This is a genomic window from Streptomyces sp. NPDC006529, assembly GCF_040611795.1.
GTDB lineage: Bacteria > Actinomycetota > Actinomycetes > Streptomycetales > Streptomycetaceae > Streptomyces.
Window position 1 is genome coordinate 59,847 of record NZ_JBEXPB010000012.1, and the last position, 12,899, is coordinate 72,745.

Consider the following 12,899-nt stretch of genomic DNA (forward strand, 5'->3'; position numbering starts at 1 on the left):
CGTCAGCCCTGGGTGAGGCTCTCCAGCAGCTGATCGGAGGCCGCGTAGGGGTCCAGCGTCCCCTCCACGACCCGCTCGGCCAGGGCGTCGAGCCGCCGGTCCCCGTGCAGGTCGCCGATCCGCGAGCGCAGCGCGGTGACCGTGATGGTCTCCACCTCACGGGCCGCGCGCGCCGTGCGGCGCTCACCGAGCACCCCGTGCTCCTCCATCCAGGCCCGGTGCTTCTCCAGGGCCTCCACGACCTCGTCGATGCCCTCCCCGCGGGCCGCCACCGTCTTGATGATGGGTGGCCGCCAGCTGCCCGGCCCCCGGGATTCCCCGAGGCCCAGCATGTGGTTCAGCTCGCGGGCGGTGGCGTCGGCGCCGTCCCGGTCCGCCTTGTTCACGACGTACACGTCGCCGATCTCCAGGATCCCCGCCTTGGCGGCCTGGATCCCGTCGCCCATGCCCGGGGCCAGCAGCACCACGGAGGTGTCCGCCTGCGAGGCGATCTCCACCTCCGACTGCCCGACGCCCACCGTCTCCACGAGGACCACGTCGCAGCCCGCCGCGTCCAGCACCCGGATCGCCTGCGGGGCGGACCACGCGAGGCCGCCCAGGTGCCCGCGGGTGGCCATGGAGCGGATGTAGACCCCCGGGTCCGAGGCGTGGTCCGACATCCGCACCCGGTCGCCGAGCAGCGCCCCGCCGGAGAACGGCGAGGAGGGGTCCACGGCCAGCACCCCGACGCGCTTGCCCGCGCGCCGGTACGCCGAAACGAGCGCCGAGGTCGACGTGGACTTGCCCACGCCGGGCGAGCCCGTGAGCCCCACCACGTACGCCCCGCCGGTCAGCGGGGCCAGGGCCGCCATCACCTCGCGCAGCTGCGGGGACGCCCCCTCGACCAGCGAGATCAGCCGGGCCACGGCCCGCGGCCTGCCCTCCCGGGCCTGGGCCACGAGCGAGGGAACGTCCACCGTCGTCATGCGATCAGCACCTACGCCTTCGAGCCGGAACCGGGAGCGGGCACGCGCACGATCAGCGCGTCACCCTGACCGCCGCCGCCGCACAGGGCGGCCGCGCCGACACCGCCGCCGCGCCGGCGCAGCTCCAGCGCCAGGTGCAGCACCACGCGGGCGCCGGACATGCCGATGGGGTGGCCCAGGGCGATCGCGCCGCCGTTGACGTTCACCCGTTCCGGGTCCACGCCGAGGTCCTTCATTGACTGCACCGCGACGGCCGCGAAGGCCTCGTTGATCTCGATCAGGTCCAGGTCCGCGACCTCCAGGCCCTCCTTCTTCAGGGCGTGCAGGATCGCGTTCGAGGGCTGCGACTGGAGCGAGTTGTCGGGTCCCGCCACATTGCCGTGGGCGCCGATCTCGGCGATCCACTCCAGGCCCAGCTCCTCGGCCTTGGCCCGGCTCATCACGACCACGGCGGCGGCGCCGTCGCTGATCTGGGAGGAGGTGCCGGCGGTGATGGTGCCGTCCTTGGCGAACGCGGGGCGCAGCTTGCCGAGGGACTCGGCGGTGGTCTCCGCGCGGATGCCCTCGTCCTCGGAGAAGACGACCGGGTCGCCCTTGCGCTGCGGGATCTCGACCGGGGTGATCTCGGCGGCGAAGACGCCGTTCTTCTGCGCGGCGGCGGCGCGCTGGTGGGAGGTGGCCGCGAAGGCGTCCTGCGGGGCGCGCTCGATGCCCAGGCGGGTGTTGTGCTTCTCCGTGGACTCGCCCATCGCGATGTTCTCGAAGGCGTCGGTGAGGCCGTCGTAGGCCATCGCGTCGAGCATCTCGATGGCGCCGTACTTGTAGCCCTCGCGCGACTTGGGCAGCAGGTGCGGGGCGTTGGTCATCGACTCCTGGCCGCCCGCGACCACGATGTCGAACTCCCCGGCGCGGATGAGCTGGTCCGCCAGGGCGATGGCGTCCAGGCCCGAGAGGCACACCTTGTTGATGGTGAGGGCGGGGACGTTCATGGGGATGCCGCCCTTGACCGCCGCCTGGCGGGCGGGGATCTGGCCGGCGCCGGCCTGGAGCACCTGGCCCATGATCACGTACTGCACCTGGTCGCCGGAGATCCCGGCCCGGTCCAGCGCGGACTTGATGGCGAAACCGCCGAGGTCGGCGCCAGAGAAGGACTTCAGCGAGCCGAGCAGGCGCCCCATGGGCGTGCGGGCCCCGGCGACGATCACTGACGTGGTGTTGTTCGTTCCGGACATGAGGCACAGCCCCTTGGATGAGAGGAGTGAACGAGGGTTTACCCGAATGTACTGAGCGGTACCCCCGCCGTCACCGGGCTGTGGGTGTGATCGCTGGCACGTTGCGTGACCGCCCTCCTCCAGAGTGCACTGGTCCCATGCTGACAAGAATCGACCACATCGGGATCGCCTGCTTCGACCTGGACAAGACCGTCGAGTTCTACCGTGCCACGTACGGCTTCGAGGTGTTCCACTCCGAGGTCAACGAGGAGCAGGGCGTCCGCGAGGCCATGCTGAAGATCAACGGGACCTCCGACGGCGGCGCCTCCTACATCCAGCTCCTGGAACCCACCCGCGAGGACTCCGCGGTCGGCAAGTGGCTGGCCAAGAACGGCGAGGGCGTGCACCACATCGCCTTCGGCACCGAGGACGTCGACGGGGACTCCGAAGCCATCCGCGGCAAGGGCGTCCGCGTGCTCTACGACGAGCCGCGCAGGGGCTCCATGGACTCCCGGATCACCTTCCTGCACCCCAAGGACTGCCACGGCGTCCTGACCGAACTCGTCACCGCCAACCCCGAGCACTGACCGCCCGATTCCCCGGCCGGTAGAGTGAGCGGTGGCTCGGCCGGGGTTCGGTGCGTTGGGGGTCGGGGCCTGCGGGTCCCGGCCCGCCATCTGACACCATTCCCCCGGGGGCATCGTTCAGCGGGCGGACGATGCTCATTTGGGAGTGAGCTTGCGACCAGGGGACGGATGGGACCGCGCTGTGCGGGGCTACGAAAGCCAGGAGAGCCATCAGGCCGAGGCCGACCATCTCTCGCGGTTCGAGGCCGAGATGGAGCGGCTGAAGAAGGAACGCGGGAAGGCCGTCCAGCACGCCGAGGACCTGGGGTACCAGGTCGAGGTGCTGCGCGCCAAGCTCCATGAGGTACGCCGCAGTCTCGCGTCCCGCCCCGCCTACGACGGCGCGGACATGGGCTACCAGGCGGAGCAGCTGCTCCGCAATGCCCAGATCCAGGCCGATCAGATGCGCTCCGACGCCGAGCGCGAGCTGCGCGACGCCCGGGCCCAGACCCAGCGCATCCTCCAGGAGCACGCCGAGCACCAGGCGCGCCTGCAGGCCGAGCTCCACAGCGAGGCCGTCAACCGGCGCCAGCGCCTGGACCAGGAACTCAACGAGCGCCGCCAGACCGTCGAGGCCCACGTCAACGAGAACGTGGCCTGGGCCGAGCAGCTGCGCGCCCGCACCGAGGCCCAGGCCCGCCGGCTCATGGAAGAGTCCCGCGCCGAGGCCGAGCAGTCCCTGAACGCGGCCCGCACCGAGGCCGCCCGGCTGGCCGAGGAGGCCCGCCGCCGGCTGACCGCCGACGCGGAGTCCGCCCGTGCGGAGGCCGAGGCCACCCTGCTGCGGGCCCGCAAGGAGGCCGAGCGGCTGCTGACCGCCGCCTCCGCGCAGGCCCAAGAGGCCACCGAGCACGCCGAGCGGCTGCGCAGCAGCACCTCCGCCGAGGCCGAACAGACCCGGCAGCAGACCCTGGACCTCGGCCGCGTGGCCGAGCAGCGGGTGCAGGAGGCCGACGGCGCGCTGCGCGAGGCCCGCTCCGAGGCGGAGCGGCTGCTGAGCGAGGCCAAGGAGAGCGCGTCCCGCCAGCTCGCGTCGGTGGAGTCCGTCAACGAGCAGCGCACCCGCACCGCCAAGGAGCAGGTCGCCCGCCTCGTCGGCGAGGCCACCAAGGAGGCCGAGGCCCTCAAGGCCGAGGCCGAGCAGCTGCTCGCGGACGCCCGCGGCGAGGTCGAGCGGGTGACCGCGGAGGCCGGCGACAAGGCCCGTGCCGCCGCCGCCGAGGACACCGCAGCCCAGCTCGCGAAGGCGGCGCGCGCCGCCGAGGACGTCCTGACCAAGGCGTCCGAGGACGCCCGCGCGACCACCCGGGCCGCCTCCGAGGAGGCGGAGCGGATCCGCGGCGAGGCCGAGGCCGAGGCCGAGCGGCTGCGCGCCCAGGCGGCGGCCACCGCCGACGAGCTCAAGGGCGCCGCGAAGGACGACACCGAGGAGTACCGCGCCCGCACGGTCGAACTCCAGGCGGAGGCCCGCCGGCTGCGCGGCGAGGCCGAACAGCTGCGCGCCGAGGCCGTCGCCGAGGGCGAGCGGATCCGCGGCGAGGCGCGCCGCGAGGCCGTCCAGCAGATCGAGGAGGCGGCCCGGACCGCCGAGGAGCTGCTCGGCAAGTCCAAGGCGGACGCGGACGAGCTGCGCAGCGGTGCCACCGCGGAGAGCGAGCGGGTGCGCGGCGAGGCCGTCGAGCGCGCCACCACCCTGCGCCGCCAGGCCGAGGAGACGCTGGAGCGCACCCGCGCCGAGGCGGAGCGGCTGCGCACCGAGGCCGAGGAGCGGGCCGAGGCGCTGCGCGCCGAGGCGGAGGCGGCCGTGGCCGCGCGCCGCGAGGAGACCGAGCGGGCCCTGGCGGCGAAGCGCGCCGAGGCCGACGCCGAGCTGGTCCGGCTGCACGAGGACGCCGAGGCACGCCTCGCGGGCGCCGAGCAGGCGCTGCGCGACGCCCGCACGGCGGCGGAGAACATCCGCCGGGAGACCAGCGAGGAGAACGACCGGCTGCGCGCCGAGGCGGCGGAACGCATCCGCACCCTCCAGGCGCAGGCCGAGGCGGAGGCCGAGCGGCTGCGCACGGAAGCCGCGGAGGAGGCCGGCCAGGCGCGCGCCGAGGCCGAGCAGGCCGGGGTGCGGCTGCGCACCGAGGCGCAGACCGAGGCCGAGCGGCTGCGCACCGAGGCGCAGGAGACCGCGAACCGGCTGCGCGCCGAGGCGAAGGCGGCGGCCGAGCGGGTCGCCGAGGAGGCCGCGGAGGCGCTGGCCGCCGCGCAGGAGGAGGCCGCCCGGCGTCGCCGGGAGGCCGAGGAGACCCTCGCGTCGGCGCGGACGGACGCGGACAGCGAGCGGGCGCAGGCCCGCGAGCAGAGCGAGGAACTCCTCGCGCAGGCCCGCAAGCGCTCCGAGGAGGCCACGGCCGAGGCGGTCTGGCTGACCGAGGAGGCCGAGCGGCGCGCGTCCGAGGTGGTCGCGGCCGCCGAGGCGACCGCGCAGCAGGTGCGCGACGCGGTGGCCGGGCTGCACGAGCAGGCCGAGGAAGAGGTCGCCGGGCTGCGCAGCGCGGCGGACCACGCCGCGGAACGCACGCGGACCGAGGCGCAGGAGGAGGCGGACCGGGTCCGCTCCGACGCCTACGCCGAGCGCGAGCGGGCCACCGAGGACGCGAACCGGATCCGCCAGGAGGCGCGGGTCGAGACGGACGCGGCGAAGGCGTTGGCCGAGCGGACCGTCGGGGACGCGATCGCCGAGGCCGAGCAGCTGCGCACGGACACGGCCGAGTACGCGCAGCGGGTGCGCACCGAGGCCACGGACGCGCTGGCCGCGGCCGAGCGGGACGCCTCGCGGACCCGCGCCGACGCCCGGGACGACGCCAACCGGATCCGCGGGGAGGCCGCGGAGTCCCTGGAGGCCTCGCGCGCCGAGGGCCTGCGCATCGTCGCCGAGGCGACGGAGCGGGCCGAGGCGCACACCGAGCAGACCCTCGCCGCGAACGCGCTGACGGTCGGTGAGGCGGCGGCCGAGGCCGAGCGGCTCACCACCGAGGCGGTGGCCGCGGCGGACGCCACCCGCGCCGAAGCGGCGGCCACCCTCGACGAGGCCCGCACCGAAGCCGGACGGCTGCGCACCGAAGCAGCCGAACAGGCCGACCAGCTCATCACCGGAGCCACCGCGGAGGCGGAGCGGCTCACGCAGGAGACCCGCGCGGCCAACGACCGTACGGTCGGCGAGGCGGCGGCCGAGGCCGAGCGGCTCACCACCGAGGCGGCGGCCGCGGCGGACGCCACCCGCGCCGAAGCGGCGGCCACCCTCGACGAGGCCCGCACCGAAGCCGGACGACTGCGCACCGAAGCAGCCGAACAGGCCGACCACCTCGTCGGCGAGGCCACCGCGGAAGCGGAGCGGCTGCGCACCGAGGCGGCCGGCGTCCTGGAGGAGTCCCGCGCGGAGGGCGGCCGGATCATCGGCGAGGCCACCGCGGAGGCCGAGCGGGTCACGCTCGCCGCGGCCGAGACCCTGGCCTCGGCGGAGCGCGAGTCCGAGCAGACCCTGGACGAGGCGCGCGCCGAGGCGGGCCGGCTGCGGTCCGAGGCGGCCGAGCAGGCGGACCGGCTCATCGGCGAGGCGTCCGCGGAGGCGGCCCGCCTCACGGAGCTGACCCGCAAGGACAACGAACGTACGGTCGGCGAGGCGGCGGCGGAGGCCGAGCGGCTGCGCGCGGAGGCGTCCGAGGCGCTGGCGTCGGCGCAGGAGCACGCGACCCGGACCCGGGACGGTGCGGAGCGGCTCAAGGCGGAGGCGGCCACGGAGGCGGAGCGGGTGCGCGCGCAGGCCCGTACCGAGTCGGAGCGGCTGCTCGACGAGGCCCGGCAGGCGGCCAACAAGCGCCGCAGCGAGGCCGCGGAACAGGTGGACCGGCTCATCACGGAGGCGTCCGCCGAGGCGGACAAGCTCACCGCGGACGCGCGGGCGGCGGCCCTGGCGGCCACCACCAAGGCCGAGGAGCAGGCCGACGCGATGGTCGACGCGGCCCGCAAGGAGGCCGCGCGGATCACCTCGGAGGCGACCGTCGAGGGCAACTCCACGGTGGAGAAGGCCCGTACGGACGCGGACGAGCTGCTCGTGGGCGCGCGCACGGACGCGTCGGCCATAAGGGAGCGGGCGGAGGAGCTGCGTGCCCGGGTCGAGGCCGAGGTCGAGGAGCTGCACGAGCGGGCCCGCCGGGAGTCGTCCGAGCAGATGCGTTCGGCCGGCGAGCGCGTGGACAAGCTGGTGAAGGCGGCGACCGAGCAGAGCCAGGAGGCCGAGGCGAAGGCCAAGGCCCTGGTGTCGGACGCGAGCAGCGAAGCCGGCAAGGTCCGGATCGCGGCGGTCCGCAAGGCCGAGCAGTTGCTCAAGGAGGCCGAGCAGAAGAAGGCCGAACTGGTCCGGGAAGCCGAGGGGATCCGGGCGGCGGCGCAGGCCGAGGCGACGCAACTGGTCGACGAGGGGCGGCGCGAGCTGGAGGTCCTGGTGCGCAGGCGTGAGGACATTCAGGCGGAGATCTCCCGTGTCCAGGACGTACTTGAGGCGTTGGAATCATTCGAGGCGCCTTCGGGTGGCACAAAGCCCGGGGCCGGTCCGGCGGCGGGCGCGGTGAAGGCGGGAGCGTCGGCCGGTTCCACTCGTTCCGGTGGTAAGACGTCGGAGGGCTAGCAGGGGTACGAGATGTGTGCTCCTGATGGAGGTTCAGGCCAACGAGTGACAAGCATTCTGTCGCCTTGCCACTCAAAAGGGGTGTCATTGTGCAGATCAAACGTGGATTGACTCGATGACACGCCGCTCCGGCGCCTAGGATTCCCCTTAACACCTCACGTAGCACCTCATCGGTCTCATTCGACAGGAACCCCATGAGCGACACTTCCTCACCCTTCGGCTTCGAGCTCGTGCGGCGTGGTTACGACCGCGGTCAGGTGGACGACCGCATTACCAAGATCGTCGCCGACCGTGACAGCGCCCTGTCCCGCATCAACTCTCTGGAGAAGCGGATCGAGGAGCTCCACCTCGAGACGCAGAACGCCCAGGCCCAGGTCAACGACGCCGAGCCGTCGTACGCCGGCCTCGGTGCCCGGGTCGAGAAGATCCTGCGGCTCGCCGAGGAGGAGGCGAAGGACCTGCGCGAGGAGGCCCGCCGCGCGGCCGAGCAGCACCGCGAGCTCGCCGAGTCGGCGGCCCAGCAGGTGCGCAACGACGCCGAGTCGTTCGCGGCCGACCGCAAGTCGAAGGCGGAGGACGAGGGCGTCCGCATCGTCGAGAAGGCCAAGGGCGAGTCCGCCACCCTGCGCTCCGAGGCCCAGAAGGACGCCGCCTCCAAGCGCGAGGAGGCCGACGCGCTCTTCGAGGAGACCCGCGCCAAGGCCGCCCAGGCCGCCGCGGACTTCGAGACCAACCTGGCCAAGCGCCGCGAGCAGTCCGAGCGCGACCTGGCGGGCCGCCAGGCCAAGGCCGAGAAGCGCCTCGCGGAGATCGAGCACCGCGCGGAGCAGCTGCGCCTGGAGGCCGAGAAGCTCCGTACGGACGCCGAGCGCCGCGCCCGTCAGACGGTCGAGACCGCGCAGCGCCAGGCCGAGGACATCGTCGCCGACGCCAACGCCAAGGCGGACCGCATCCGCAGCGAGTCCGAGCGCGAGCTGGCGGCGCTCACCAACCGCCGCGACTCCATCAACGCCCAGCTGACCAACGTCCGCGAGATGCTGGCGACGCTGACCGGTGCGGCGGTGGCCGCGGCCGGTTCCCCGATCGACGACGAGCCGGTCACCCGCGGCGTTCCGGCGCAGCAGAGCCGCTGACGCGCCGCCACGGCGCCGACGGCGTCGGGTGAGGCCGACCGGCTGAACCCGGCACAAGCTACCCGCCGGTAGCGGAACCTCGCATTCCAGGGCCTTGTGACACCTTTTTGAGGTGGCGCAAGGCCCTGCGGCGTTCTAGCGTGGCCCGCATGATCGAGCTTGAGGGCCTTACCAAACGATTCGGCGCGAAGACCGCCGTGGACAACCTCAGCTTCCAGGTCAGACCGGGGGTGGTGACCGGCTTCCTCGGCCCCAACGGGGCGGGCAAGTCCACGACCATGCGCATGATGCTCGACCTCGACAACCCGACCAGCGGTTCGGTCAGGATCGACGGCAAGCACTACCGGGACCTGCCGGAACCGCTGAAGTACATCGGCGCACTGCTGGACGCGAAGGCGATGAACGGCGGACGCAGCGCTTACAACAACCTCTTGTGCCTGGCCCAGTCGAACCGGATCCCGACGAGCCGGGTCTCCGAGGTGCTCGACCTGGTCGGCCTGTCGAGCGTCGCCAAGAAGAAGTCCAAAGGATTTTCACTGGGCATGGGGCAGCGGCTGGGAATCGCCTCCGCGCTGCTCGGTGATCCGGAAATCCTGATGTTCGACGAACCCGTCAATGGTCTGGACCCCGAGGGAATTCTCTGGATCCGCAATCTCATGAAGAGCCTGGCCTCGGAGGGAAGGACGATCTTCGTTTCCTCCCATCTGATGAGTGAAATGGCCGTGACCGCGGACCATTTGATCGTGATCGGGCAGGGCCGGCTGCTCGCCGACACCTCGATGGCCGATTTCATCCACCAGAACTCGCGCAGTTACGTGCGCCTGCGCTCCCCGCAGCAGGAGCGGCTCAAGGACGTCCTGCATGAGGCGGGCATCGCGGCGATCGACGTGCCGGGCACCGGCTCCCTGGAGATCGACGACGCGAGCGCCGAACAGCTCGGCGAACTGGCGGCCCAGCACCGGATCGTGCTGCACGAACTCAGCCCGCAGCGGGCCTCCCTGGAAGAAGCGTTCATGCGCATGACGGCCGACTCGGTCGAGTACCACGCCCACGCGTCCGGTGCGCCCGGACACCCCATCGGACCCGGACACCCCGCGAGCGGCCCGCCCGGTGGTCCCGGCCTGCCCGGTGACAACCCGGCCCGGCCCGCCGACGTCCCCGCCTGGGGCGCCGGTTTCGACGCGCAGCGCAAGGGCGGCGAGTGACCATGGCTTCCTTCCCCGCCGTTCTCCAGTCCGAGTGGACCAAGATCCGCACGGTCTCCTCCACGATCTGGACCCTGATCTCCGCGCTGGTCGTCACGGTCGGCGTCAGCGCCGGCCTGTGCGCGGTCTTCAACGCCACGTTCAAGGACATGGACCAGGCCCAGCAGCTCACCTTCGACCCGACGCTGGCCAGCTTCGCCGGGATGACCCTCGGCCAGCTCGCCATGATCGTCTTCGGGGTCCTGGTGGTCGGCAGCGAATACAGCACGGGCATGATCCGCACCTCACTGGCCGCCGTGCCGGGCCGGGCGAACTTCCTGGCCGCCAAGCTCACCGCGGCCACCGGGCTGGCGCTGATCGTCGGCCTGCTGACCAGCTTCCTGTCCTTCTTCCTCGGCCAGGCCATCCTGGGCAGCCACAGCATCGGCATCGGCGAGACGGGCGTCCTGCGCGCGGTCATCGGCGCCGGGCTCTACATGGCCCTGACCGCCCTGTTCTCGATGTCCGTGGCGACCATCCTGCGCAGCTCGATGCTCTCGCTGGGCATCCTCATGCCGTTCTTCTTCCTGGTCTCGCCGATCCTGGGCGCGGTCAGCGCCACCCGCAAGGTCGCGCAGTACTTCCCCGACCAGGCCGGCTCCAAGATCATGCAGGTGGTGCCGGGCGCGATGGACAGCGCGGCGGCGCCGTACGGGCCGTGGGGCGGCCTCGGCATCATGGGCCTGTGGGTCCTGGCCGCGCTCGTCGGCGGCTACCTCGTCCTGAAGAACCGCGACGCCTGATCCGCTCGGGCTGATCCGTACGACCGGTCCCCGCGACCGGTCCGTACGACCTGATCCGTACGCCGCGTCCACCTCGCGGCCGACCCGGGGCCGTCCCTTCTCAGGGGCGGCCCCGGGTCGCATCTCAGGGGTAGCTCAGGGATCGGCACGGGGTGGAACCGTACGAGGCTCGATATCCTCTTAAGCCTTACGCGGGCGAATCTCGCCAGCCTGGCAAGGGACAAGGAATGATCGAGGCAGTCGGCCTGACCAAGCGCTTCGGCGCCAAGACCGCCGTCGACCAGCTCTCCTTCCAGGTCAGGCCGGGTCACGTGACCGGGTTCCTGGGACCCAACGGGTCGGGCAAGTCGACCACCATGCGCATGATCCTCGGCCTCGACCGGCCCACCGCCGGACACGTCACGATCAACGGCGCCCCCTTCCGCGAGCTGCCGAACGCGCAGCGCAACGTCGGCGCCCTGCTCGACGCCAAGGCCGTCCACGGCGGCCGCCGGGCCCGCACCCACCTGCTCGCCCTCGCCCAGCTGTCCGGGATCCCGGAGAAGCGCGTGGACGAGGTGCTGCACGTGGTGGGCCTCCAGGACGTGGCCCGCCGGCGCACCAAGGGCTTCTCCCTCGGCATGGGCCAGCGGCTCGGGATCGCGGCGGCCCTGCTCGGGGATCCGCAGGTGCTGCTCTTCGACGAGCCGGTCAACGGCCTCGACCCCGAGGGCATCCTCTGGGTCCGCACCCTCATGAAGCAGCTGGCCGCGGAGGGCCGCACGGTCTTCGTCTCCTCGCACCTGATGAGCGAGATGGCGGTGACCGCCGACCACCTGATCGTCATCGGGCGCGGGCGGCTGCTGGCCGACATGGGCGTGCAGGAGTTCATCGCGCACAATTCGGCCGGATTCGCTCGGGTCCGTACCTCCGCCGACGCCCCCGGGGACGCCGCGGCCCTCTCCCGGCTCCTCGCCGAGGCGGGCGCGCGCGTCCTCACCGAGCCGGACGGCGCCCTGCGGGTGACCGGGCTGGAGCTGCCGCGCATCTCCGATCTCGCGCACGGCGCCGGCGTACGGCTGTGGGAGCTGTCCCCGCACCGGGCCTCGCTCGAAGAGGCCTACATGCGCATGACCCACGGCTCGGTCGAGTACACCTCCACCGACGACCCGCGGGCCGAGCTGTTCGAGCCGCCGCCGCTGACCGTGCCGGCCTGGGAGGACGACCCCACCCCGCCGGCCGTGCCCCACGAGGGCTGGTACGTGCCCGCTCCCCCGGCGGCCGACGGCGCGCCCGCGCCCACCGGGACCACGGGCTCCCCCGGGTCCGCTCCCGCGTCCCCCGGCGCCGCGCCCGCTCCGGGGCCCGAGGCCGCCGGACGCGCTCCCGCCTTCCTGATGCCGAGCAGCCCCGGCGACCTGGCCCGGACCGTCAAGAACGACCCCGAGGACTCCCGATGACCCCGCCGACCAGCACGCAGCAGCGGCCGCCGCGGCCGGGCGCGGCGGGCAACAGCGCCCCGCTGCCCACGCCGCGCCCTCACCTGGGCCACGCCCTGGCCTCGGAGTGGACCAAGATGATCTCGGTCCGCTCCACCCTGTGGACGATCGGCTCCCTGGTGGTGACGGTGGTCGGGATCGGGCTGGTCTTCGTCTCGCAGACCCAGGACGTGAACTACCGGAACATGCCGTACACCGCGCCCGCGCTGTTCGGCCTGCTCGTCGGCCAGCTCTCGGTGATGGTCCTCGGGGTGCTGACGATCACCTCCGAGTACGGGACCGGCCTGGTCCGGACGACCTTCGCCGCCGCGCCCGACCGGCACCGCGTGCTGAGCGCGAAGTACCTCGTCTTCGGCGCGGTCGCCTTCCTCACGGTGGCCGGGTCCATCTTCCTGGTGGGGATCGCGGCGGCGATCGCGCACGGCGGTCCCGATGCCGGTCCGCACGACGACGGCGCCTGGGTCTCGGCCCTGGCGGTCAGCGTGTACGTGACCCTGCTCGGCTTGCTCGCACTCGCGGTGGGCGCCCTCGTGCGGCACTCGGCCGGGGCGATCGCCGTGATGCTCGGCGTGGTGACCCTGCCGCCGGTGATAGGGGGGATGCTCAGCGCCTGGGAGGCATCGCAGCCGCTCGGCACGCTGGTCCTCAACTACAACGCGCCGGTGGCCCTGATGCAGCTCTTCGGCATGCCGGAGGTGGGCACCGCCGGCCTGCCGAGCAAGGTGGTCCAGCTGGCGCTGCTCCTCGTGGTGACCGGCGCCGCGGTGGCCGCCTCGTACGTGGTGGTCCGGCGCCGCGACGTGTAGAGGGCCGCCGCCGGGCGC

Annotated in this window: 9 protein-coding genes; 7 read left to right on the forward strand and 2 right to left on the reverse strand. The window is 73.1% G+C overall.

Going from position 1 to position 12,899, the window contains the following annotated elements; translation table 11 throughout:
- Nucleotides 1-2: 2 nt before the first annotated feature.
- Nucleotides 3-965 (reverse strand): methylmalonyl Co-A mutase-associated GTPase MeaB, encoded by a 963-nt coding sequence (meaB, locus tag ABZY31_RS12230; RefSeq protein WP_356408169.1) that lies wholly within the window; start codon nucleotides 963-965, stop codon nucleotides 3-5.
- A gap of 11 nt (nucleotides 966-976) precedes the next feature.
- Complete coding sequence (locus tag ABZY31_RS12235) at nucleotides 977-2,197, reverse strand: acetyl-CoA C-acetyltransferase (protein WP_356408171.1); 1,221 nt, start codon at nucleotides 2,195-2,197, stop codon at nucleotides 977-979.
- A 137-nt stretch (nucleotides 2,198-2,334) separates the two neighbouring features.
- On the opposite strand from ABZY31_RS12235, the gene mce reads away from it, so the two are divergent.
- The 7 genes from mce to ABZY31_RS12270 all read left to right on the forward strand — a co-directional run bounded on the left by mce (nucleotide 2,335) and on the right by ABZY31_RS12270 (nucleotide 12,881).
- On the forward strand, nucleotides 2,335-2,763 hold the full coding sequence (gene mce / locus ABZY31_RS12240) for a methylmalonyl-CoA epimerase (RefSeq protein ID WP_354379916.1): 429 nt from the start codon (nucleotides 2,335-2,337) through the stop codon (nucleotides 2,761-2,763).
- Between the two features lie 181 nt (nucleotides 2,764-2,944).
- The gene (gene scy / locus ABZY31_RS12245) at nucleotides 2,945-7,477 is read left to right on the forward strand and encodes a polarized growth protein Scy (RefSeq protein WP_356408173.1); all 4,533 of its coding nucleotides are present in this window, start codon (nucleotides 2,945-2,947) and stop codon (nucleotides 7,475-7,477) included.
- Nucleotides 7,478-7,671: 194 nt separating this feature from the next.
- A complete protein-coding gene (locus ABZY31_RS12250) occupies nucleotides 7,672-8,610 on the forward strand; it encodes a cellulose-binding protein (RefSeq protein ID WP_356408176.1) in 939 nt (312 codons plus the stop codon).
- A 149-nt stretch (nucleotides 8,611-8,759) separates the two neighbouring features.
- On the forward strand, nucleotides 8,760-9,815 hold the full coding sequence (locus tag ABZY31_RS12255; protein WP_356408179.1) for an ATP-binding cassette domain-containing protein: 1,056 nt from the start codon (nucleotides 8,760-8,762) through the stop codon (nucleotides 9,813-9,815).
- 2 nt (nucleotides 9,816-9,817) lie between these two features.
- Nucleotides 9,818-10,597 (forward strand): ABC transporter permease, encoded by a 780-nt coding sequence (locus ABZY31_RS12260; protein ID WP_356408182.1) that lies wholly within the window; start codon nucleotides 9,818-9,820, stop codon nucleotides 10,595-10,597.
- Nucleotides 10,598-10,824: 227 nt separating this feature from the next.
- Nucleotides 10,825-12,036 carry an ABC transporter ATP-binding protein gene (locus ABZY31_RS12265; protein WP_356408184.1) on the forward strand — a complete coding sequence of 404 codons (1,212 nt, stop codon included), beginning with the start codon at nucleotides 10,825-10,827 and terminating at the stop codon, nucleotides 12,034-12,036.
- Complete coding sequence (locus ABZY31_RS12270; protein WP_356408187.1) at nucleotides 12,033-12,881, forward strand: ABC transporter permease; 849 nt, start codon at nucleotides 12,033-12,035, stop codon at nucleotides 12,879-12,881. Before ABZY31_RS12265 ends, ABZY31_RS12270 begins: the two co-directional genes overlap by 4 nt.
- The last annotated feature ends 18 nt before the right edge of the window (nucleotides 12,882-12,899 follow it).